We start from the raw sequence: 22,915 nt of genomic DNA, 5'->3' as shown, positions 1-22,915 counted from the left end.
CTCGTGCCGATCCCACGCCCCGCCGGCCTGGTGCTTCGCGCCGGTGTGCTGGCCATGATGTTCTTCGCCATAGTGGCTTCGCCGGTATCCGCCGAGCCTGCTCCCGCATCGACGACAACCTGGCTGTGTCAGCCCGGCCAGCAAGGCGACCCGTGCGGCGGTAGGTCAGGCGCTCCGATCGACTGCTTCTACGTCTACCCCACTGCATCACTGCAGCAGAGCACCAACGCGAACTTCGACACCTCACCCGAATTACGCGCGGTGGCGGCCTTGCAGGCCGCGCCCTTCGGGGAGAACTGCAACGTATGGGCGCCGGTGTACCGGCAGACCACCCTGCGCGCATTGTTCGCTGGGACGGCGGAAGAGCGCACCGCCGCCGGGAATCTCGCATACGCCGATATCGAGAATGCTTGGGACGACTACCTTGCGCACCACAACAACGGCCGTGGCGTGGTTCTCATCGGACACTCCCAGGGCACTTTCGTCCTGCGGAAACTGATCGCCGATCACATCGACGGTCAGCCGATCCAATCGAAACTGGTCTCGGCGCTTCTGATCGGCGGGAACGTACTCGTCCGCAAGGGCGAGGGTGTGGGAGGCGACTTCGATTCCGTGGCCGCATGCACCGAGTCCACGCAGACAGGCTGTGTCGTCGCCTATTCGGCATTCTCGAATCCCGCTCCTGACGACGCGAGGTTCGGTCTGCCGCCGACCACGGCCGGTCCCGACGTCGAGGTGTTGTGCACCAATCCGGGGTCGTTGCGCGACAATGCCGACGCTCCCATCCGCGGAATTTTTGCGGGTCTGGAAGTCGACGGCTTCCATGCTCGGTGCACAACCGGCGAGGGACCGCGCGTTCTCATGGTCGACGGACCCGGGGCCTCGCTCATCCCGGCTGTGCCTGCTCCGAACTGGGGAATTCACCAGGTCGACATGAATGTTGCCCAGCGAGACCTGGTAGACCTCGTCGAAGTTCAGGGCGCGGCGTACGCCGCCGCCGGTCGGTGATCGAGTCAGGACTTCGGGTCCAGGGCGGAAGGTTTGTGCACCGCATCCTTGCCTGACTTGTCACTCACTACGCGATATTGAGGTTGGTCTTTCGATGCCTTGACGGTCCTGCCTGCAGCTTCGGTCTCGGAGGTGATCTTCTCTTCCACCGTGCCCTCGGCAGTACTGCCATGGCTGTTCCATTCGACCTTGTCGCCCTTGTGAAACTCGTCTCCGGCCATCATCGGTCCTCCTGTGTAAGAAACGTAAGACGCTGTGGACGGCGCATACCCACCGGAGCACCCACCAATCCATCCCTGCATCGCCGGGTGGCGCTATTCGACGACCTCATAGATCCGCCAGTTCGGTTGATCTGCACCCGTAGTGGGAACCTCGAAGGCGAATGTAGAAATGGTGGCACCGTTGTCGTAGATCGTCGGATACCTGCGGTTGACTGCGTCGGATTCGCCACGTCCGGTGTTGGGAACCGTCAGCAGGTACTTCACTCCCGCTGCACCCGGATCGTTGAGAGTGGTGGTGAAATCCTGGTCGGAGGGCACGACGAACTGCGTAGGATTCGACGACGCCGCGACCACCGCGAACCCGTAGACGGTGTCCAGAAGAACTGATCCTTCGGGCAGATTCTGTGAATCCAGATATGCGGCGAGTTCGCGTTCGGTGGCGAACGAGTCGATGATCGAGCGAGCTTCGACTGCCTGGGCATCTTCGGCGGAGGGGGTCGGGTCGAGGATATATCCCAGCGCATACTCCTGGGGGGCCAGCTTCGGCTGCATCATCGCCCAACCGGTGACCGGCACAGCCAGCACCGACAACACCACCAGCCCGACGCCGACCCCGGCAGGCACCATCGCACGTACCGGCCGGGGACGGTGGAATGCACCTTCTCGCCGCGTGTGCGGATTGCCTCGCGGCGGAACCAATTGCACCAATGCGACCACGGCAAGCGGTATCGCGCAGATGTAGAACCGCAGAAAGCCGAACGTGGAGCCTCCGATGAAGCTCACGGCCTGGAATGCGAGTACCGCGCCGAACACGACCGGCCCGACCAAGAATTCGAGATCGCGTCGCCGTCGTGCGAGGACCGCCGAAACCGGCAGGGCCACCAGCAGCGCAGGCCCCAGCACGACAATGGCTGTTACCGCGAACACTGTGTTACCCAGCGCTGTTCCGGTCGAACCTCCGGACTGTGCCAGAATCGCGGCATTACCGTAGCCAGAGGACAATTGGGCCAACGCTTCCCCGGTGATCAACCAACTCGTCCCGGTCCACACCACGAACGCGGCAAAACCCGGTCCTGCCACGAGCACCCCGTCGAGCACAGCGCGGCGAATCATCGTCCGCCACTGCGCTCGACCCCGTCGCATCACCGTGATCACCGCGACCAGCACAGCGGCACCCGCGATAGCGACGACGCCGTCGTAGCGTGTGAGGTAGGCCAGTGCCAGCGCGATACCCGCGACGACCAGATCGTGGACGTCGTCGGTATGTACCCAGCGGATCAAGCGCCGCACCGCCCAGCAGACGAAGAACAGAAACACTGTTTCGCTCATGCCGTTCGCGCCGTAGAAGACGATCATCGGGTTGATCGCGAACACCACCGTGAGGAGCGTGCAACACCGGGTCGAGAGGCCCCGATCTCGACAGATTCCGTACACCATCACCACTGCGCCCGCCATGAACGCTGCCGAGACCAGGATCCCGGAGATGTTCCACCGGGTGATCGCCGACCACCACGAAGACAAAGCAACGATCGGCAACTGCGCCAACGCAGTCAACGGGGTGAAGATGAATCCGATAGCGGACACATGTGGATCGCGGCTCAGGAGCACCGACTGCGCAGCCGAGGTCCGCGACAATGCGTCGCCGAGCAAATAGCCGAACTTCAGGCTCAGTGTCAACCCGATCGCAACGTAGCCCGCCAATGATGACGTGAAGACGATCCACGGTGCGCGAGAACTCACGTGAGAGTCTCTTCGGTCTCGACGGCTGTCGCGGTCGGCGTGTTCAGTCCGTGAAATGTCTTCTCCCAGTAAGACGGGTTCCGAATGAGCTGCCAGCATCCCTTGATCGCGGCAACGCTCATCATCACCCAGTACAGCGGCATCGTCAGGCTCGGGACGAGAAGGTAGGCGTTGTCGCTTTCTCTACTGGCGATCAGGTACATGTAGATGGTGGCGACGTTGCCGATGATCAGTGACACCAACGAGAAGTAGTAGATGTACGGCGGAAACAATGCGGCAATGAGTTCTGGTTGCCCGAGAATCCAAGCGGCCGTGGTGAACCAGAAGATCATATTGATGCAGGCGCTGATCGGAGTGCCCGCCAACAACAACGTCAGCCGGTAGGTGCCGACCGGACCCAGTGCACGCACGGTAGCGACGGGTCGGCGCATATGCACCAGCCACGTCTGAAGGTAGCCCTTGTACCAGCGTGAACGCTGTCTGACCCAGTTGATCGGGTCACTGTTCGCTTCCTCGAGCGTGATCGAATCCAGTACCGCGGTGGAGTAACCGGACGCGGCGATACGAACTCCGAGATCGGCATCCTCGGTGACGTTGAAGCCGTCCCACGCGCCTACCTGCTCGATGACGTCGCGTCGTAGATGATTGGATGTGCCGCCCAACGGGATCGGTGAGGTGCTGCGCATCAAACCGGGAAGCAGGTAGCCGAACCACAACGCGTAGTCCGCGGTGAACCATCCGGTCAGCAGATTCTGAGAGCCGTTGTGGAATGCCAACTTTGCTTGTACGCAGGCCACGGTATCGGGCAGGCGGTCGAACGCGGCGATGACCCTGCGCAGCTGCAGAGGTTCGGGGAGATCCTCGGCGTCGAAGATCGTGACAATGGTTCCGGTCGCGAAATGCAGTCCGTAGTTGCATGCCTTCGGCTTGGTACGCGGGTCTCCGGCCGGGACGAGTATTACCTCCACGATCTGGCTGACACCGCTGCGCGCCGCCGCGTCGATGGTGACGTCGTCGTCTTCTTCCAGCAGCAGCAGAACTTGTAGTTTGTCCGGCGGATAGTTCAGGTTGGTCATGGCGGCGATGAGGTCGCCGACAACCTCGGGCTCGTTGTATGCCGGGACCAAGATCGTGTACGCGGGGAGAAGTTCGTCCGGAATCGCGAGTGCTTGCTCATCGGTGACCGTCACGATCGCCGTTGCATCCAACCCTCGGGAGAAGATCAGCAGGCGGTCGAACATCATCGCCAGATAGCCCAGCGTGCACACCACCGTCAACACCAGCAGCGTCGGAACAGGATTCAATAGGGCGCTCACCAAGGTGAGGACGGCGATGGAGATGGTGGTGTACTTCTGCCACGGCACGAAGGCGATCGCGGCCGACGCCAGTGGGTTTCGGCGGGCGAGTCCGTTGATGGCGTCGTCGAGCGCCTCTGCGCGAAACTCCGCTGTCTCCTCCCCGACGCGCGGCGGCGTCCGCGGCGTGCTGCTCACTGTCCACCTCTGGTACCGATATTCCATTGCGCCCGAACGAGACCGGTACCGAACGCGGTCAGCAGCGTGCGGTCTTTGTACTCCGGGTCGGTGTCGGCGATGATGGAATTGCCGCGTAGGAAGGTCGCGAGACTGGTACCGATGTTCGACGCCATCGACGGTATCGGCCTGGGGAACGTAGCGCCGTCCTCGTGGTTGTCCACACTGATGATCGTTACGCGCTGGGTGACGTCGCCGCGCACCCAGGTGAAGACCAATTTCGTCCAGGTCAACAACAGAGCGTCGCTGACCGAGGTGTAAAGGGTTCCGGTGACTCCGTGCCCGAGTGGCACCTGCAGTGCAGCGCTGGTGCGGGTGTTGCTCAGCCGATACAGGGTGCTTTCCGGATAGATTGCCAAACTGGCTCGGTTCGTGGTGGAAAGCACGTCCACCACCACAGTCCGTGGTCGTGATTCGATGTCCCACTCGGGATTTCCGTCTTCTGCCTTCATCGTCTGCCGGGTCAGCGTCGCTGCTTGCCCAAAGTACGAGCGCACCCAGTCGTACGATTGGATCGCTGTCCGGTTCCACCCGGTCGGCGGAGCCAACGGTACGGACGTCGATCCCGGAGGGCCGGCGGTATCCGGGATCACCGTTGTCTCGGGCAGCGGGAGGAAGAGCAGGATCACCGCAGCAACGATCACCAGAATCGCCGAACTCGCCGACCGTTTCGCCGAAGACGAGGACATGCCCTTCGGCAACGGTTTCTTGCTCTCACCGCGCCTGGAGAGCAGATAGAACCCCAGCCCGATCATCATCGACGAACCGACCGTCGGGATGAGCTGCAACAGAACGATGTCGATTCGAGGCCAGAGGGCCAAGATGAACGCCAGCACTGCGAACCCCGTTGCCACCGTGCATGCGAATCCGAGCCACGCTCTACGACGAGTACGCCCGACGGCTATTGCGCCCGCGACGCCGCCCAACACCACCAGTACTGCTCCGTAGGCGAATCGACTTCCACCGGCATTGACGGCGACCAACCGATACATCAATGGGCTCAAAGCCAGCAGCAGCAACCACACCGACCAGAACCGGCCGACCGGGCGAAGACCGAACAGCAGGATCGCGCCGCCGAAGAAGAAGACCAGCGCCGACAGAACGTCGAGGTGCGCGAGTGCGTACTGCTCGGCGTAACGCGGCAACCACAGGGCTTTGACGGCGATGGCTGCCAGCAACGCGAGACCGCCGACGATGACGTCGGTTTGTCGATCATGAATCGGCAACTCCCCGGCGCGACGGCGAGCCACTCCCTGCGCCGCTACGGCCGCCAGAAACGGAAGCACGAAAATGTACGCGGTGATGGCACCGTTCGACGCTTCCTCGATCACCCGCTTCCAGGTAGGAAAGTATGCGACAACGACGCACGCCAAGAGCAGGAGCCACCGAAGAACGATCAGAGTGGCCGGGTGCGCAGTCCATCCCGTCTTCTCCGGTACTGAATCGACCACTGCGACATCGTCGTTGCTCGAGTCCCCTTTCCCGGTGTGGTCGGGGCCGGCCTCGGCATCGGCGGTCATGACACCGGTGAATCGCCGCGGCGGTGGCGACGGTGCGTGGAGCGACGAGAGCGCACAACCAGTACGACCGCACCTACGAGGGCGACGAGGAATACCGCGCCGGCAATTCCGAGAAGCGTCACACTCATGCGATCGACGCCCGACCCGCTGGCCTCCGTCGACTCCGACACCTCCGATGAGTCCCCTGCCAGGTCTCCGCTCGACAACGACACCGGCTCGATTCCCGGTACAGCGAAGAGAATGTCGCCGCTGCGGCCGAACCAACGCGACGGATCGGCGTCGAGCCAACCCAGAAGTGCGTCGAGCCGGCCCCCTTTGCCTGTCGACGATGCCACCAACAATGCCGCGTTGTTCGCGGTCGTAGTCACCTGCAGGCTGGCGTAAGGCACCCCCGGATCGACGGTGAGCGAGGCGTCGGTGTCGGTGGATTCCGGCGTTGCGATCGAGAACGTCGTAGCTCCGGACGAGGACAGCGGCAATGAAAGCGAGTCCGGTAGAGCACCGTCTGCGGCAATCACGACGGCCGGGTCGGAGCTGGCGAGCGCGTCGTCGAGAGAAACGACCTGCGGCATGATCGGCCTGGAGGACAGGCGCTGCAGTCCGGTCACGACCGAGACGGCACGGGCGGTATCGGCGAGGGTTTCCTGGGTCATCGCTACGTCGAATTGCGGCATCAAGGCTTGCGGCAGCGATCCGAATCCCAGCGGAGCCGGCGTCGAGGAAGGTCCGGATCGGACGACAGTGGAACCGTCGACGGTGATCGTCGACGCTGCCTGCGTGTTACATCCAGCGGCCGAATCCGTTGGGCGGGCCAAGCTCACATCGACGGTGGTAGCTTTCCGCAGCTCGGCGTTCGGGATCTCGACCCACTCATCCAACCGACCCGAATCGTCGGCGGACCACGATGCGATCGTCTTACCGCCTACTCCGGCAGTGATCGATCCGACGCCCGGGGTGTAATTTCCGGTCAGATGCACCGACACATCCGAGACCGAGCGGCCGAGGCGTGCTTGATCGAGCGTGAGCGACGCAGTCGCGGTGGCGTCGCCTTTCCCTGTGACAGTCCCGATTCCGAGATCGTCGAGGGTCGTCGAATCGGGTGCGAGAACAGCTCGAGGAGCCGACGCCCCCGCGAGTGCTTTGGTCGTCACCGCCAAGTCGGCAATGTTGCTGGTGATCAATCGAGCCTGGTCGGTCAGTGCCGTACCGCTACCGGTGACGAACAACCGTGGAGGTGATTGATCGACCGGAAAGATCAGTTCTGCTGCGGCGTCCTTGTTCTCGGACACGACGACGGACCGTTCGAAGATCTGGTCCGGTTGCGAACCCTGCAATTGGGTGTCCGGACGGACGAGAACCCGAACGGGTTGCGCGCCGTAGTAGTCGATCACCGACGTCGTCAACGTCAACACTGCCGAGATCATGTCGCGGTTCGGCTGGGCAGGCATGAATACGGTGAGCTGTCGGAGTACCGGTGGCAGGAACTCGGAAATCGTTCGAGGGATCGACGGCGCCCCGGTGTAATCGACTCGGGCGTCGAGGAGTCGCAGCTGTGCGTCGGCGGCATCCGGGCAGAAGCCGGCGTCGGGAATCAGCGTCGACGCGAGGTCGAGGGTCACCGCTCCGTCGACAACGGGAACCGCTGCCAGCGGGATGGAGACGGGGATCGTCGGCGCGTCGCCCGCGAGCGCGATACGCGAGATCGGTCGGTTACCGGATTCGACGTCGATCCAACCTCGATCGAGCCAGGCCGGGACGGTGAGCACCGCGTTCAACGACGACGGCCCGGTCCCCGGTGGCACCGGCACGGTGACGCGAGTACGGCCGTCCAGCCCATTCAGCGCAATCGAAGCGCCCAGGCCGGTCTCGCTGAGGGACAACGAGATCGGGTTCGTCTCTTCTGGGTCTTCATCCTGTGCTTGCGCGATTCCCGGCACGGAAGAAAGGACCATCATTGCAACAATCCCGCTGATCGCGGCCATTCGAGCAGTACAGCGAGAAGGCACACCAATAGTCGACGACATCAAATAGTCCGGCCCTTTAAGTGGAAGTGACATCTTTCGAGATCATTATGACCGATAAGGATTGGACAGTCTCGACGTGTGTCCGATTTTATCTTCACCCCAGTTGACCAGTACATGAGACCCCGGAAGGTCGTGCGAATAAACAATATTACTGACCAGTACATCTATGAATTGCGGTATCGGAGGATCCTTTTATGGGATTACCGGGCTCGAATGGGTTAATAGCGTTGATATGCCATTCACCGGGAGCGGAATTACCGACTGCAAATACACAGGCCTATCATCTGCTCTATGCACAGCCTGGTTCGTTTCTGTCGAGTCGCTGCCGTCCTGGCGTGCGCTGGCCTGCTCGTCGCCGTCACCGGTGCAGCACCGACAGACGCCGCTCCTGCGCCGGGTGCCCGCGTGAGCGCGAGCGCCGACGGTCTGGCACTGGACGGCGCACCCTGGTGGCCGACAGGTTTCAATGCCTACCAACTGGCTACGGATTGGTCCGTCAATGCCGGATGCGGAGCCATGGTCGATCTCGACAGCTACTTCGCGGCGCTTCCTACACACTCGCTGACGCGCTTCGACGCGTTTCAAGCTCTCGCGATCAACCGCTTCACCGGCAACCTCGACTTCGGCCCCATGGACGCAGTCTTCGCCGCGGCCGAAGCGCACGACCAACTTCTCATCCCCGTCTTGTCACCTCAGGACGGCGCGTGCGAAGACAACGCCTTCAAGGACAGACAGTGGTACATCGACGGCTGGACGACGCCACCGCCTTCCCCCACCGCAACAGCGCTTCTGAGCTTCGAGCAGTGGGCCGACACCGCCGTCGCGCGCTGGAAGGACTCACCCGCACTTGCCGCGTGGGAGCTCGTCGGCGAACCGGAAACGAGCACCTGCGTCGACGCGAGCTGTTCTTGGGAGACTCGAACCTGTGCCTCCGACGCCGATGACGTTCTGCGCAGCTTCTTCGATACCGCCGGCGCACGAGTGCGCACCCTCGACCCACGCACCTTGATCACTGCCGGGCTTACCGGCGGCGGCCAATGCGGAAGCCAGGGCGACGAATACCGCTATCTGGCACAGTCACCCGTCGTCGATGTTCTTCAGTACCACGACTACGGCGCCGACGGGGTCGCACTGCCCGGCGATCAGTGGAACGGACTCCAGCGTCGGATCACGCAGACGGCACAGGTCGGTAAGCCACTTCTGGTGGCCGAGATCGGCGAGCTCGCGGGATCCTGTTCGACTGTGGAAGATCGCGCCGCGCACATCGAGGCGAAAATCGACGGTCAGCGGGCGGCAGGTACCGCTGGGGCACTGCTGTGGGCGTTCGTTCCGGACCCGAGACCGACCGAGTGCACGTTCGACATCGGGCCAAGCGATCCGCTCTGGCAGGTCCTCGATCAGGGAACCTCGAACTAGCCGCTTGCACAAGCATCACTCGAGTATTCATACTCGAACTAACATTTGTAGGTGTACAACTATCGGGCGGTCCATATGACTGAGTCTTCGTCACAGCGCCGATACCTCGTGCTCGGCATCTGCTGCCTCAGCCTCTTCCTGGTCAGCATCGACAACACCATCGTCAACGTCGCACTTCCGTCGATTCGGGCCGAGCTGAACTCGTCGGTGTCGGGTCTCCAGTGGATCATCGACGCCTACACCCTCGTCCTGGCGTCACTGTTGATGCTCGGCGGCTCTACCGCAGATCGTTTCGGGCGCAAGAAGATCTTCATGATCGGCACCGGATCCTTCATTCTCGGATCGCTACTGTGCAGTGTCGCGCCGTCGCTGGGCTGGCTGGTGGCATTCCGCATGGTTCAGGCCGTCGGCGGATCGATGATGAATCCGGTCGCGATGTCGATCATCACCAACACGTTCGACAACCCCAAGGAACGCGCAGGGGCGATCGGCATCTGGGGCGGCGTCGTCGGCGTGTCGATGGCTGCGGGACCGCTGCTGGGCGGGGTGCTGGTGACGTCTGCAGGGTGGCAGTCGATCTTCTGGGTGAACGTCCCGATAGGACTTCTCGCGTTGGCATTGACGTGGAAGTACGTCCCGGAATCCAAAGCACTCCATGCGCGCAGGTTCGATCCCGCGGGTCAGATACTCATGATCGCGTTGCTCGCCGGTCTGGTGTTCACGATCATCGAAGGCTCGGCAATGGGCTGGACCTCCCCACTCATCCTCATGACGGGCGCGGTGACCCTCGCATCGCTCGTCGGGCTGATCCTGACGGAATCCAGACGCACAGAACCGCTCATCGAACTGTCGTTCTTTCGCAGCGTCCCGTTCAGCGGCGCCACGATCATCGCCGTGTGCTCGTTCGCGTCGCTGGGTGGCTTCCTGTTCCTCAACACTCTGTATCTGCAGGACGTCCGCGGTTACTCCCCACTGCACGCCGGGCTGTACACGTTGCCGATGGCCTTGATGACCCTCGTCTTCGCCCCGATCTCCGGTCGTATCACCGGATCCCGCGGGCCGCGGATCTCACTGGTGGTCGCCGGGCTCGGCTTCATCGTCTCTGCCACGATGCTCACCCGTCTGACTGCGGACACGTCCTTCGGCTGGCTTGCGGTGTCGTACATCATTTTCGGTATCGGCTTCGGTGTGGTGAATGCCCCCATCACCAACACCGCGATATCGGGCATGCCGCGCAGTCAGGCCGGCGTCGCATCCGCAATCGCATCGACGAGCCGGCAGGTCGGCCAATCACTCGGAGTCGCGGTTGTCGGATCGATTGTGACCGCGGGTCTGGTCGGCAGCTTCGAGGACGGTTTCATCGACGCTGCGAGACCTGCCTGGACTGTCATGTTGTGCGCCGGTGTCGTGGTTCTGATTCTGGCCGTCGTCACCACCGGAGGGTGGGCACGCAGCACCGCGCACGCCGTCGCCACCCGTTCGAAGGAGTTGGTCTCATGAGTGCCCCTGACGTCTGGGCCGACCTGCGTAGCCTCGTCCTCGAGGTGTCCGATCCACACCGCGCCGTCGTCGCCGCGACCGGAGAGAGCTTCTTCAGAACGAAAGTTCTCCGACGGCTCCTGCACGGACCGATCTCGGCGGGCGAACTCGCCGAACAACTCGGCTCCGATCCGCCGTACCTGTCGATCACTCTTCGTGACCTCGAAGCCAGAGGCCACCTCAGACGCACTGAGGACCCTGTCGACCGACGTCGACGCGTCGTGGCCCTCACCGACTCCGGGCGTGAACTCGCGCGCGTGGCGAACGATGTCCTTGGAACACCGCCTGCGGCCTTGACCGCTCTGGACGAGGCGGACCTCGCGACTCTGGCGCGCATTGTGTCTTCGATACTCGGAGACTCGGCCACCTCTGCGTAGGCCTGCCTGCGTCCGCTAGTTTTCGTAGGTGACGACGATGTCCTGAAACCCCTTGTTCCGCTGCGCTTCTGCCTGGCCGGTGTAAGACTTCTTGTCACCCTCGGTGAGTTCGACGTTGTCGGTGAACGGCGTCAGCAGCGCACGAGGATGCAGTCGGTCGACTCGGACGGCATTGATCTCGATACAGAGAACGATGAGTACCGATGCGACATAAAGGAATCCGAGCAAGCCGAGAACGATCGCGAAGACTCCGTTGCTGGTGCTGACATTACCCACCACATATCGGATGTAGATTCCGCCGAATGCTTGCAATGCCTGCCAGATCACCGCGGCGACGATCGCCCCGGGCAGTACGTCCTGGATGGTCAACGCGCGGGGCGTTCCGATTCTGAACGCTACGGAGAAGACTGCGGCGTTGACCACGACGGCGCCGATCAGGGCAAGCGTGCCACCTGCAAACCCGAAGATGCCGGACGACGCGACGGCGTTGAGGACGGTCAGCCCGATGATGGCGGTACCGACAGTGCTCAGCAACAGCAGACCGCGCAGTCGTGCTCGCAGCGGGTCCGGCTGTTCGTTGCGCGGAACGGACCATGCGGTGTTCATTGCGTATTGCGCCGCAAGCGAGATGCCGAGGCCGCCGTAGAGCGAGCCGACTATGCCGATCACAATCGCCGTCACGCCGCCGCTGAGGCGGTCCGGTTCGCCTAGTTGATCTCCGATGACAGGTATCTGACTCATGGCGGAGTCGAGAATGCTGGCCTGCAGGTCCGGATTACCGGCAAGCACGATGCCCAGCAGCGTGGTGAACAAGAGCAGCAGCGGAAACAGTGACAAGAACGCGTAGTACGCGATCAGGGCGCCAAGATATCCGCCGCGGTCGTCGAGGAATTTGTACACCACTGCCAGCGGGAATCCCGCCGATGGATGCCTTCGTTGAAACTCGTCCATTCTTGCCAGCATCATCGGTCGAATCCAGCCATGCTTCTCACACTCCTTCGCCGCGCCACTCGCGACCGGATCACGCATACCCACTGCTCATCCATCCAACACCGCCACCGACCAGTACCGTCGGACTGCTCTGGCACCATCGAAGACATGAGAGCTGTGACTAGGGCTGGAGCTGGGAGGCAGGGTGAGTGACGACCGCGAGTACACCGAGGATGGACACTTCATCGTGATCGAGGGTCGGCGCTGGAGAGCGACCGACCCATCCATTCCCGAGGACCGCAACGCCGAACTACGGTCGATTCTCATGGCCTGGCGACGCGATGTTCGCTCCACCGGGGGCGCCGCCGCCTCCCGTGCGGGGGTGCAGGCTGCGAAAATCGCGCTGGGAGAACGAGGCACACCGTGGTGGCAGCAGTCGGAATCCGAGCGGCGCGCCCGGTGGGAGAAACACGTCCCGCGACCGGAAGCGTGATCAGCCAACCGTAAGGTCGCTGTGGAAAGCATCGCGTGGCACGAGCATCTGGAGCACCTGGATAGACATGGAACTAGTTTCTTCACTACCCGCCGATACCCCGCTCCACCAGGTTGCCGATCGCGTCAGGCGCATAGAGGATCTCGGTTTCGACACCGTGCACATTTCCGAAACCGTCAGGGATCCGTTCGCGGTAGCTGCTTTGGCCGTCGAGCACACCTCCACGCTCGTCGTCCGGACGTCGATGGTGGTGGCGTTTGCGCGTAGCCCGATGGTGACGGCGTTGGCGGCCTGGGATTTGGCGAGCTTCTCCGGTGGCAGGTTCCAGTTGGGGTTGGCGACTCAGGTGCGGGGGAACATCGTCGGCCGGTATTCGATGCCGTGGACGGACCCTGTTGCGCAACTACGTGATTACATCGGCGCTGTTCGGGCGATCTTCGTAGCATTTCGCGACGGAAACTCGTTGGATTACGAGGGCACGCACTACACGTTCGACCGCTTGCAGCCATATTTCAATCCGGGTCCGATCGACGTCCCATCTCCAGAAATATGGACGGGCGGAGTCAATGCTCGGATGTGCAGGCTCGCAGGCGAGATTGCCGATGGCTTTGTCGCTCATCCCACGAGTTCGCATCCGAAGGTACTCGAACAGATCACCATTCCCCATCTCGAACGGGCCGGTCGAAGGCCTCGCATCATCGCGGTCCCGAAGACGATCACCGGCCGCGATGCGGCCACGGTCGTATCGGCCCGGGAGCCTGCGCGAAAAGAACTTGCGTTTCTGTACTCCACCCCGGCATATCGCGTTGCTCTGGATGCTCTCGGACTGTCCGAGGTCGGCGAGAAGCTGACCGCTATGTCCCGCGCGGGTGACTGGGCTGATCTCGCCGGTGTAGTTACCGATGACGTCCTGGACGTGCTGGTCACCCAATGCACGTACGCGGAGCTGCCTGCAGCGTTTGCATCGAAGTACGAAAATCTTTGTGACGGTATCGCTTTGACAGTCCCATCGGATCGCGCCGATGACGACGAGTTCCGCGACATGTGCGCGAAGCTTCGAGTCCTGAAGTAATTCGTGGCGAGCTCAGCGACTCCGGAAGCGGTCGATGGCGGCGGCGCGACGAGCAGAAAGTCGTGCCCAGACGCTCTGCTGAATTGCCAGAGTGGCCCAGCCTGCCACCGCCATACCGGTGATATTGAGCAGCAATTGAAGAGTGCTGCCCCAAATTTCCGTACCGACACCGAACGCTATTCCGAGCGCGACGTTTCCGGCGGCAGGCACCGTAGTCACCGAGATGAACACCCCGGACAACCCACCCGTCTTCGCCGAGGTGATCGACAGAACCCCTGCTGCTGCCGCGATCACTGCCACGATGAACGACCATTTGTCCGGTGAGTAGATGAAAGCGGTGCTCGGTCGAGGTCCTGTGACGTCATCGATGACCACCCAGCCCACCGCGCGCGCCACAAGTACGAAGAGAGTGGTCGTAGCGATCGAGAGAACGAATCCGACCACCAGGGTCCTGCTCGCGCGGACCAGCAGCGTAGGTCGCTTCCGCACCAGCGCGACACCGAGAGCTGCGATAGCCCCGAACTCCGGACCGAGAACCATTGCACCGATTATCAGGATCTGCGAATCGATGACGATCGCGATCGATGCGAGCAACGTGGCCATGCCCATGAAACTCAGGTAAGTCCAATTCAGTTCTGTGTCGTCGTACGACCGCTGCGCCACATCCGCCCACACCACCGAGTCTGCGCTGCTGCCCGGAGTTCGCTTCTCTGCTTCGAATCCCGAGCGCGAGAGCCAACTACGAACCGGCTCGATATGAATGCTGCCATCCTGATGCACCCCGAGATCGCGTAGAAAGTCGATGATCTCGTTCGCTCCCTCCCGTGCGATATCGGCGACGACGAGGTCACCGACAGGTTCGACGGAAGCCTCGCGTGTCACCGCGATACCGCTGACAGCGGGACTGTCGACAAGACATGCGAGCACGTCCTGAGTCAGTATCGAGGGCGAGAGGATACGCAGGTGCAGCATGCCCATATTCTGCGCACAGCCCGGACGGACCCCAACATCGAGTCCCCCTCGATTCATCCGCAGTCGACATCGGCGAGATACCGGAATCTTCGATAGTCAGGGTCGATCGATCGCGCGCAGTAGAAGTTCTTCGATCCGAAGATGAACTGAATCAGTATCATCCTCTGTCGCAATGATACTGAGAAACAGTGAGGCTCCGGCTGCCATCGCGATCAGCGCTCGAGCGTCGAGCACGGCGTCGTCCGCTGCATCCAGCGATGAACCCGCGGAGAACAGTTCGGCGGGAGGCCCGCTGAAACTTTGCCAAAGCTGACGACGAAGATCCTCGTTCCGAGTGAAGGTGCTGATCAGACCCGGAACTGCTGCGCGCACTTCAGGTTTGGCGAACAGCTCGCGGCTGCCCGTCGCCACCCATCGCACCCAACCATTCGGGTCCGTCCCGTCGAACGGTTCGAGGTCGGGGGTTGCTCCGAGGATCGAGTGCAACACCAACTCGGCTTTGGACGACCATCTTCGATCGATCGTGCCGCGTCCGACGCCTGCACGGGCCGCGACGCCACGCATGCTCAGGTCTTCCCATCCGAGCTCCATCAGTAGCTCGCGGGTAGCCGACAACACTCGGTCGTCGACGCTGCTGTCTCGGGGGCGACCTGCCCGCCCCTTGCCGCTACTGCTGTCCGGATTCATGAAATTTCGTCACACTCATCGTCAATCGTCTATCGTCTATTGTGGTGCCGCTGGCATCGTAATGCTGCAATAGGGGTTACTGCATGGTTGAACAAAACGTACACGGGTCGCTGTCACGGCGCCGCTTCTTCGGCGCTGCGGCCGCCACCGCGGTAGCAGCCGCAGTCGCGGGGTCCCAATGGACGCCCGCTGCTGCTGCGCCGGTCGGCGAGGCCTCGCTCACGGTGCCGCCCGAGTTCCCTGGGGGGATCGACCTCTATCAGCAGAGCTACGTGAACTGGTCCAAAGAGATCGTCTTCGATCACGTCTGGACATGCGCACCGCGGGGTGAAGGCGAGGTAGTGACACTGACCAACTGGGCCGCGAAGCACGGCTACACGCTGCGAGCACGAGGCTCCATGCACGGCTGGAGTCCGTTGACAGTGGTCCCCGGATACCCCGCCGACAAGGTAGTTCTTCTCGACACGACCGCGCACCTGGTCGGCGTGAACGTAGATCCGACGGGGTCCCCTGCCACGGTGACCGCTCAGGGTGGCGCGAGCCTGCTGTCCATATTGACCGCACTCGAAGGCCACGGACTGGGCTGGTCGAGCATACCGGCCATCGGCGACATCACCATCGGCGGCGCTCTCGCTATCGATGCGCACGGCGCCACCCCTCCGGCCGACGGAGAAAGTGCAGTTCCCGGAACCAGCTTCGGTACCGTCAGCAATCTCGTCACCGCCCTGACGGCAGTGGTCTGGGACGACTCCTCGAGAGAGTACGTCGCGCGGGTATTCAACCGTTCCGACCCAGCCATTCGTCCACTGCTCACTCACCTGGGCCGCACCTTCATCACCTCGGTCACGCTCCAGGCAGGCGCCGACAAACGCCTCAGATGTCACAGCACCTTCGATGTCGGCTGGCAGGAGCTGTTCGCGCCGGCAGGCTCACCGGGCCGGACTTTCGAGAAGTATCTGGCCGAGTCCGGAAGCGTCGAGGCCATCTGGTTCCCGTTCACCCAGGAGCCATGGCTGAAAATCTGGAGCGACGAACCGAATCGCCCGGCACAATCGCGGGAAGTGACCGGACCGTACAACTATGCGTTCTCCGATTTGCTCCCCGAGCCGCTCACCGACGGGTTGGGCGTGGCGGCGACACAGCTCGCGGCCGGCACACCCGCATTCGGTGCGTCGCAGCTCAGCGCAGTAAAAGCCGGCATGGCATTCACCGGTACCGGCGACATCTGGGGCACATCGAAGAACGTCCGCTTGTACCTCCGCGCCACTACGTTGCGAGTGACTGCGGGCGGAGGCGTGGTGCTCGCACGTAGGTCCGATGTCGCCACGATCATCCACGACATGGCCAGCTGGCTCGATGAGCGGCTCACGCATTACAGCTCGCTGGGTCAGTACCCGGTGAACGGCCCGTTCGAGGTGCGCTTGTGCGGTCTCGACAATGACGCGGATGTGGCCGTGGAAAGCTCGGGCCCGCCGTCTCTTTCAGCGGTGTCCCCCGTGCCCGGCCATCCGGAATGGGACACGGCAATCTGGCTGAACGTGGTCTCTTTCCCCGGCACACCAGGTATGCATGCATTCTTCCGCGAGATGGAACTGTGGATGCATGGACACTATTCAGGTTCACTCGGAACCATGCGGCCCGAATACTCGAAGGGCTGGGCGTTCACCAACGACCGGTCCCACGCCGACACCGAGTTCCTGACCCGAACACTCCCCTCCCGGTACCCCGAGTGGGAGTCCGCCTCCGCAGCATTCGACGAGTTCGACCCACGTCGAATCTTTCGGAATCCCTTCCTCGACAAGGTAATGCCATGAAAATATTCGAAACTGCCTATCTCGGCCCCCTCACGCTACGTAACCGTGTCATCAAAGCCGCGACCTTCGAAGGACGTACCCCGGAAGCTCTGGTCACCGATGAGCTGATCGATTTCCACCGGGCCGTCGCTGCCGGCGGTGCCGCCATGACCACCGTCGCCTACTGCGCATCCTCGCCCGAGGGCAGAACCGACCGTCATCAGATTTGGATGCGCCCGGAAGCTGTTGCAGGACTGACACGTCTGACCGAAACCGTCCATGCCGAGGGCGCCGCCATCTCCGCTCAGATCGGTCACGCGGGACCTGTTGCGAACTCGAAATCCAACCGTGCGACGGCATTGGCCTCTTCGTGGCAGATCAGTCCACTGAGCATGCGGCTGACGAGGACGGCGAGCGCATCCGACCTCGATCGCATCGTCGCCGATCATGCTCGCGCAGCCAGAATCGCCGTGCAGTCCGGATTCGATGCTGTCGAACTGCATTTCGGGCACAACTATCTCGTCAGCTCATTTCTCAGCCCAGCGCTCAACCGCAGATCCGACCAGTTCGGCGGAAGCCTCGAAAACCGGGCGCGCGTCGCACGGGCCGTAGCGTCGGCCGTGCGCGCCGAAGTAGGCACCGAGATCGCCGTCACGGCGAAGTTGAACATGGACGACGGAGTACCCGGCGGCTTCTGGCTCGACGAGAGCCTTCAGGTTGCCCAGTGGCTGGAAAGCGACGGCTCGCTCGATGCGCTCGAGTTGACCGCAGGTAGTTCGCTGAAGAACCCGATGTACCTCTTTCGCGGAGATGTACCGTTACGCGACTTCGCGGCGTCGTTCCCACAACCGCAGCGAGCAGGTATCCGCATGGTGGGCAGCAAGTTCTTGCGCGCCTACCCCTACAAAGAGGCTTATCTACTCGAACAGGCACGTCAGTTCCGCAGTGCAGTGGACCTCCCGCTCATCCTTCTCGGCGGCATCTCCACGCGGGAAACGATGGACCTCGCCATGACCGAAGGATTCGAATTCGTGGCGATGGCGCGCGCACTTCTGCGTGAACCGGACTTGATAAATAAGATGCAGAAAGAGGAAGTCACCTCCTCTCTCTGCATACATTGCAATCGCTGCATGCCTACCATCTACAGCGGCACGCGCTGTGTACTCGTCAACGAAGGAGCCTGAATGAACCGTTTGGAAGGCCGAGTAGCGCTGGTCACCGGTGCTGCACGCGGAATGGGCCTGGCCCACGCTGCAGCGATGATCGCCGAGGGCGCGCGCGTAGTCCTGGGCGACATTCTCGACGAGGAAGGAGCCTCGGCAGCAAGCGAATTGGGCGACGTCGCACACTACGTGCATCTCGACGTCACTTCGGAGGAAAGCTGGGCCGAGGCCGTCGCGGCGATCACCGAGAAGTTCGGACCGGTGACCGTGCTGGTCAACAACGCCGGGATAGTGGGCGGCAACCTGATCACCGCCTACGAAACCTCCGAGTGGCAGCGCATTCTCGACATCAACCTTTCCGGAACGTTTTTCGGTATCCGTGCCTGCGCCCAATCGATGATCGATGCAGGCGGCGGCTCGATCATCAACATCTCCTCCGTCGAAGGGTTCCGCGGTAGTCCCGGACTGCACGGCTACACCGCCACGAAGTTCGCAGTGCGCGGACTGACGAAGTCGGTTGCACTCGAGTTGGCGCCGAAGAATGTGCGGGTCAATTCGATTCACCCCGGCTTCATTCATAGCCCGATGACCGAAGGCATCCCCGAGGACTTCCTGCAGATCCCACTCGGTCGTGGCGGCCAAGCCTCCGAAGTGTCCTCGATGGTCGTCTTCCTGGCCAGTGAAGAGTCCTCCTACTCCACCGGGTCCGAGTTCATCGTCGACGGCGGCCTGATGGCAGGCGTTCCACACCGCACCTTCGACTGAATCACCTCGTACACCGGCGGGCGCACAGTGCGCTTGCCGGTGTACGACGTTCCGGGACAGGCGTCCCTCATGACCGCAGGTACGACGCACCGTTGATGTCGAGGACCGTGCCCGAGGACCACATGGCCTCGGGTGAGGCAAGGTAGACGACACCGGCTACGACGTCCTCGGGGGTTCCGACGCGGCCGAACGGGCTCTGGTCACGGATCGCATCTCCCGTCGGGCCTTCCAGCTTGGTGTGCTGTCGCTCGGTGGCGATGAAGCCGGGCGCCACCGAGGTCACGCTGATTCGATGCGGAGCCAACGCCAACGCCATCGACTGCCCGAACGCATGCAAAGCTGCCTTGCTCGCGCCGTACGCCGGGTGCTCGGGCTCACCCCGAAACGCACCTCGCGAGCCCACATTCACGATCGCTCCCGGCGCTTGTCGCTCTATCAGGTGGTTGGCCACAGCCCAGGTCACGTTGGCTGCACCCAGTAGGTTGACGTCGACCATGGTTCGCCAACTCGATACCCACTCGTCGTACGACGTCTCCGCCACCGAGTGACGGTTGCGCTCCGACGGCGCCACAGCCGCGTTGCACACCAAAACGTCCAGCGCTCCGCCGACACCCGCGATCGCCTCCGAGACGAGTGACAGCGCAGCCTGAGGGTCCGCCAGGTCGCCCTGCACGAGCGCATGCCCCTCGCCGGGAAGCTGCCGGAGTGTCTCCTCGGCCTCTTCCCTGCCTGTCCGATAATGCACGGCGACGCGATCGCCACGCTCGGCGAACGCCTGCGCGACGGCGCGTCCGATGCCCCGCGAAGCGCCTGTCACCAACACGCCCCTGGCCGGACGGAATGCAAGGTCTGTCATGACTGAACAGAGTGCCCCCGACACCTACCTAATTCAACTTCGGCGGGACTCGATGGCGTTCAAGCGAAGTGACGGCCGACCACCGGGTTGAGCTCCGAGGCCGCAAGGCCGCCGGGCTCGACGCCTGGGAGGAACTCGCGCCAGGTTCCGCTGATCAGAGTCGGTGACGACGTCACTCGTGCGCCGTCGGCGAAATAGGTGGTGGCCAGCGCCCGACGCGGCTGCGTGGTCAGGTTGGGGCCCGCGGTGTGGAAGCACAGAGCCGAGTGGAAAGACACCTCGCCCACCGCGAACGGCCCGGACTCCACCGCGACGCCGCGATCGACGAAACGCTGGGTGACGGCCTCGTCGTACGAGGTCCCAACCTTGTCGAACTCCAAGTCGGCCACCTCGCCCAGTACCTCGCGGCCGCGAGCGAACGACAGTGGACCCATCCGGCCGGGGATCGCCGACATCGGCATCCAGGCCGTGACCGCCTGAGTGGTCTGCAGTGGGAAGTGCTCGGCGTCGTGGTGCCAGGGCGTGCGGCCGCAACCGGGCTCCTTGGACAGCGCGTTGTCGTGATAGAGCCGGACGCCGGATTCGTCGAGCAGAGTCGCGGCCAGGCCGCCGATCCGGGGCGACAGCGCCACGGCGCGCATCAGATCATCACGCAGCCACATCTGCTCCAGCGCGGTGAACCGGCCGGCGACGTCTTCGCCGTGCTCGGCGCGCAGCAGTCCCTGGAGGTGCTCGGCGAGGCGTCGTACGACGGCCGGCGACAGCACTCCGGGCAGCCGCACGAAAGCCTCCCGCGCGAAGGCCTCGATCGCGGCTGGGTCGAGGTCGTAGGGCTCGGCCAGCTCGCGCTCGACCTGCTCGTCGGTGGCCGCCGGGGCGTCGGGCAGGCCCGGGCCGTCGACCAGTTCGGTGGGCACCTGGTCATTGGCGGCCAGTGTGACGTACCAGTCCCACCAATCCTGATCGTCGCCCGCCCAATCCTGTTCGATGCCGCCGTCCCGGTTCTGCTCGGGGAGCCGGTCGTTGGTCTTGTTCAAAGCCACAGCAGGGCCGCCTCGTGGGAGAAGGTGTAGGCGCCGGACTTCTCGCGGCAGGAGGCTAGGTAGTCGCCCAGCACGGGTGCCGACTCCATCTCCTCCAGCGACACGGAGTCGTCGAAGGCGCAGCGCTGCAGGAAGCCCTCGGCGACTCCGCGATCGGAGGTGCCGGTGGTGTAGGTGATGCGCTGCTCACGCACGTCGGCGCCCGCTCGGACCAGCGCGTCGCGCACCTGCTCGGCGCTCGTGTAGGGCGTCGCCTGGCGCACGCCGGCGCGGAAGGCATCGTAATAGGCGAGGTAGTGGGAAGCCGCCGTGGCCTGCGCGACCAGGCCCAGACCGCCGGGGGCCAACGCGGCTACGAACCGCTCGGCCGCGACATCCAGCTCGGCGGGCGGCAGGGCGTAGAGCGCATGGGTGGCCCATACGACGTCGTAGCCGGTGTGATCGGCGGGGAGATCCTGCAGTGTCATCACCAGGTCGTTCCTGGCCACGAACGGCGGGCCCAGCGCGCCGCGCGCCTCGGCGACCGAGAACGCCGACGGGTCGAGCAGGTCGTAGGCCAGCTCAGGCAGCGCGGAGAGGTCGGTGTAGCGGCGCAACGCGGTGGGAAACTTGCCGCTGCCGCAGGCCACGTCGAGCAGTGACCAGCCGTCGTGCGCGCATTTGCCGAGCAGGCCGGGCCAGTCGGCGGCCAGCGCCAGCTGGCGGTAGTCCTCGGTGGCAAGGGCGTAGAACGCCTCCATGCCCGTGCGACCGGCCTCGCTCCAGTGCTCGAGACTCCGGTCGGCTGTATCTCCGCTACTCACACGAGTCCTCGTCTCTCTCAGAAAGCCGACCTCAATGCACCGGGCGGGGCGTCGTGGTTGACTCGTTGTGATGTCCAACGTAGCTCCGAACCCGTCGATCGGCACCGCAGCCGTGCTCCTCGACGACTTGCGCGCCGAACGGCGTGGCGCTCCGGCCCTGGCCGGCCTCGAGCCCGACTCCTACGCCCGCGACCACGCGGCCTTCGAGCGACTCTCCGACCAGCGCGGCCTCATCGCCGAGCACCTCGCAGGCCGGCTGGCCAGTATGGGGGACGGACCAGTCTCGGTGCTCTCGGTGGGCTGCGGTGACGGCTCGCTCGATGTCCAGCTCGCCAAGGGTCTGGTGCTGGCGGTGCCGGGCCGACCGGTGCGCTACGTCGGCATCGAACCCTGGTCCGGGAGCGCGAGGCTCTTCACCGCCAACATGGCTGCGCTGGAGGCCGACGAGCTCAGCGTCGACGTGCACGTCGCGTCTTTCAGCGACGCCCCAGTGGACGAGACCTTCGACGTCGTGTTGTTCGTGCATTCGATGTACTACGTCACCGATGTAGAAGAGACCCTGCGTGGCGCCCTGGAACTGCTGCGATCCGGCGGCGAGCTGTGGGTGCTAAACGCACCGCGAGGCGCTCTCAACGCCCTGGTCGACGTGCTCGCCCCACCGCTCGAGGGACACCGGCAGTGGTTCAGCGCCGACGTCGAGAAGGCCTTCGTCGACGCCGGCATCGCCCTCGACGAGATCGTCACCCTGGACGCACTGGTCGATCTCGCCTCCGCGAGCGAGCGGGTGCTCGACTTCGCGGTGCAGGCTCGGCTGACCCCCGAACTGCGCGGGCCCGTGCGGGTCTATCTCGACGCCGTCTCGGTACCCGGCGCCGACGGCAGGCCCCGGGTGCCGCACCCGGTCGACGTGTTCGCCGCGGCCCGCCGCTGACCGTCAAAAGAAGGACCTACGCGCTACGGG

21 protein-coding genes are annotated in these 22,915 nt (G+C 63.4%); 10 read left to right on the top strand and 11 right to left on the bottom strand.

Going from position 1 to position 22,915, the window contains the following annotated elements:
- Positions 1-3 precede the first annotated feature (3 nt).
- Positions 4-1,008: a DUF3089 domain-containing protein gene (locus tag QMK32_RS07670; RefSeq protein WP_283474141.1), complete on the top strand. Its 1,005-nt coding sequence runs from the start codon at positions 4-6 to the stop codon at positions 1,006-1,008.
- Between the two features lie 5 nt (positions 1,009-1,013).
- On the opposite strand, the gene QMK32_RS07665 is transcribed toward QMK32_RS07670, so the two are convergent.
- The 5 genes from QMK32_RS07665 to QMK32_RS07645 all read right to left on the bottom strand — a co-directional run bounded on the left by QMK32_RS07665 (position 1,014) and on the right by QMK32_RS07645 (position 8,003).
- Positions 1,014-1,229 carry a hypervirulence associated TUDOR domain-containing protein gene (locus QMK32_RS07665; protein ID WP_283474700.1) on the bottom strand — a complete coding sequence of 72 codons (216 nt, stop codon included), beginning with the start codon at positions 1,227-1,229 and terminating at the stop codon, positions 1,014-1,016.
- Between the two features lie 93 nt (positions 1,230-1,322).
- On the bottom strand, positions 1,323-2,969 hold the full coding sequence (locus QMK32_RS07660; RefSeq protein ID WP_283474140.1) for an ArnT family glycosyltransferase: 1,647 nt from the start codon (positions 2,967-2,969) through the stop codon (positions 1,323-1,325).
- Positions 2,966-4,489 (bottom strand): glycosyltransferase, encoded by a 1,524-nt coding sequence (locus QMK32_RS07655; RefSeq protein ID WP_502943551.1) that lies wholly within the window; start codon positions 4,487-4,489, stop codon positions 2,966-2,968. The genes QMK32_RS07660 and QMK32_RS07655 overlap by 4 nt, the downstream gene beginning before the upstream one ends.
- Positions 4,459-6,021, bottom strand: a complete 1,563-nt coding sequence (locus QMK32_RS07650; RefSeq protein WP_283474138.1) for an AEC family transporter — start codon at positions 6,019-6,021, stop codon at positions 4,459-4,461. The genes QMK32_RS07655 and QMK32_RS07650 overlap by 31 nt, the downstream gene beginning before the upstream one ends.
- Positions 6,018-8,003, bottom strand: a complete 1,986-nt coding sequence (locus QMK32_RS07645) for a hypothetical protein (RefSeq protein ID WP_283474136.1) — start codon at positions 8,001-8,003, stop codon at positions 6,018-6,020. Before QMK32_RS07645 ends, QMK32_RS07650 begins: the two co-directional genes overlap by 4 nt.
- A 333-nt stretch (positions 8,004-8,336) precedes the next feature.
- Here QMK32_RS07645 and QMK32_RS07640 point away from each other — a divergent pair, with 333 nt between their 5' ends.
- The 3 genes from QMK32_RS07640 (at position 8,337) to QMK32_RS07630 (ending at position 11,377) form a co-directional block, all read left to right on the top strand.
- A complete protein-coding gene (locus QMK32_RS07640) occupies positions 8,337-9,461 on the top strand; it encodes a beta-mannosidase (RefSeq protein WP_283474135.1) in 1,125 nt (374 codons plus the stop codon).
- A gap of 75 nt (positions 9,462-9,536) precedes the next feature.
- The gene (locus tag QMK32_RS07635) at positions 9,537-10,961 is read left to right on the top strand and encodes an MFS transporter (RefSeq protein WP_283474134.1); all 1,425 of its coding nucleotides are present in this window, start codon (positions 9,537-9,539) and stop codon (positions 10,959-10,961) included.
- Positions 10,958-11,377, top strand: a complete 420-nt coding sequence (locus tag QMK32_RS07630) for a MarR family winged helix-turn-helix transcriptional regulator (RefSeq protein ID WP_283474132.1) — start codon at positions 10,958-10,960, stop codon at positions 11,375-11,377. The genes QMK32_RS07635 and QMK32_RS07630 overlap by 4 nt, the downstream gene beginning before the upstream one ends.
- Before the next feature lie 15 nt (positions 11,378-11,392).
- On the opposite strand, the gene QMK32_RS07625 is transcribed toward QMK32_RS07630, so the two are convergent.
- Positions 11,393-12,340 carry a YihY/virulence factor BrkB family protein gene (locus QMK32_RS07625; RefSeq protein WP_269301772.1) on the bottom strand — a complete coding sequence of 316 codons (948 nt, stop codon included), beginning with the start codon at positions 12,338-12,340 and terminating at the stop codon, positions 11,393-11,395.
- A 172-nt stretch (positions 12,341-12,512) separates the two neighbouring features.
- Here QMK32_RS07625 and QMK32_RS07620 point away from each other — a divergent pair, with 172 nt between their 5' ends.
- Together QMK32_RS07620 and QMK32_RS07615 are read left to right on the top strand one after the other, a co-directional pair.
- The gene (locus QMK32_RS07620; protein WP_283474131.1) at positions 12,513-12,800 is read left to right on the top strand and encodes a hypothetical protein; all 288 of its coding nucleotides are present in this window, start codon (positions 12,513-12,515) and stop codon (positions 12,798-12,800) included.
- Between the two features lie 67 nt (positions 12,801-12,867).
- A complete protein-coding gene (locus QMK32_RS07615; RefSeq protein WP_283474130.1) occupies positions 12,868-13,872 on the top strand; it encodes a TIGR03617 family F420-dependent LLM class oxidoreductase in 1,005 nt (334 codons plus the stop codon).
- Between the two features lie 12 nt (positions 13,873-13,884).
- On the opposite strand, the gene QMK32_RS07610 is transcribed toward QMK32_RS07615, so the two are convergent.
- Positions 13,885-14,844 (bottom strand): DUF389 domain-containing protein, encoded by a 960-nt coding sequence (locus QMK32_RS07610; RefSeq protein ID WP_283474128.1) that lies wholly within the window; start codon positions 14,842-14,844, stop codon positions 13,885-13,887.
- 96 nt (positions 14,845-14,940) lie between these two features.
- Positions 14,941-15,531 carry a TetR/AcrR family transcriptional regulator gene (locus QMK32_RS07605; RefSeq protein WP_283474126.1) on the bottom strand — a complete coding sequence of 197 codons (591 nt, stop codon included), beginning with the start codon at positions 15,529-15,531 and terminating at the stop codon, positions 14,941-14,943.
- A gap of 83 nt (positions 15,532-15,614) precedes the next feature.
- On the opposite strand from QMK32_RS07605, the gene QMK32_RS07600 reads away from it, so the two are divergent.
- The 3 genes from QMK32_RS07600 to QMK32_RS07590 are packed head-to-tail and all read left to right on the top strand — an operon-like array spanning position 15,615 to position 19,252.
- Entirely contained in the window at positions 15,615-17,345 is a 1,731-nt protein-coding gene (locus QMK32_RS07600) for a cholesterol oxidase substrate-binding domain-containing protein (RefSeq protein WP_283474124.1), read from the top strand.
- The gene (locus tag QMK32_RS07595) at positions 17,342-18,508 is read left to right on the top strand and encodes an NADH:flavin oxidoreductase (protein ID WP_283474123.1); all 1,167 of its coding nucleotides are present in this window, start codon (positions 17,342-17,344) and stop codon (positions 18,506-18,508) included. The genes QMK32_RS07600 and QMK32_RS07595 overlap by 4 nt, the downstream gene beginning before the upstream one ends.
- Positions 18,509-19,252 carry a glucose 1-dehydrogenase gene (locus QMK32_RS07590; protein WP_283474122.1) on the top strand — a complete coding sequence of 248 codons (744 nt, stop codon included), beginning with the start codon at positions 18,509-18,511 and terminating at the stop codon, positions 19,250-19,252.
- A 67-nt stretch (positions 19,253-19,319) separates the two neighbouring features.
- Here QMK32_RS07590 and QMK32_RS07585 read toward each other — a convergent pair whose 3' ends face one another.
- From QMK32_RS07585 to QMK32_RS07575, 3 genes are read right to left on the bottom strand one after another with little or no spacing between them, the layout of a single operon-like run.
- Positions 19,320-20,108 (bottom strand): SDR family NAD(P)-dependent oxidoreductase, encoded by a 789-nt coding sequence (locus tag QMK32_RS07585; RefSeq protein WP_283474121.1) that lies wholly within the window; start codon positions 20,106-20,108, stop codon positions 19,320-19,322.
- Between the two features lie 59 nt (positions 20,109-20,167).
- Positions 20,168-21,151 (bottom strand): phytanoyl-CoA dioxygenase family protein, encoded by a 984-nt coding sequence (locus QMK32_RS07580; RefSeq protein WP_283474120.1) that lies wholly within the window; start codon positions 21,149-21,151, stop codon positions 20,168-20,170.
- Entirely contained in the window at positions 21,142-21,891 is a 750-nt protein-coding gene (locus tag QMK32_RS07575; RefSeq protein ID WP_283474119.1) for a class I SAM-dependent methyltransferase, read from the bottom strand. Before QMK32_RS07575 ends, QMK32_RS07580 begins: the two co-directional genes overlap by 10 nt.
- 133 nt (positions 21,892-22,024) lie before the next feature.
- On the opposite strand from QMK32_RS07575, the gene QMK32_RS07570 reads away from it, so the two are divergent.
- Positions 22,025-22,885: a class I SAM-dependent methyltransferase gene (locus QMK32_RS07570; RefSeq protein WP_283474117.1), complete on the top strand. Its 861-nt coding sequence runs from the start codon at positions 22,025-22,027 to the stop codon at positions 22,883-22,885.
- The last annotated feature ends 30 nt before the right edge of the window (positions 22,886-22,915 follow it).

This window comes from Rhodococcus sp. H29-C3 (genome assembly GCF_030063405.1).
Lineage (GTDB): Bacteria > Actinomycetota > Actinomycetes > Mycobacteriales > Mycobacteriaceae > Rhodococcoides.
This window is presented reverse-complemented; position numbering and strand designations above follow the sequence as displayed.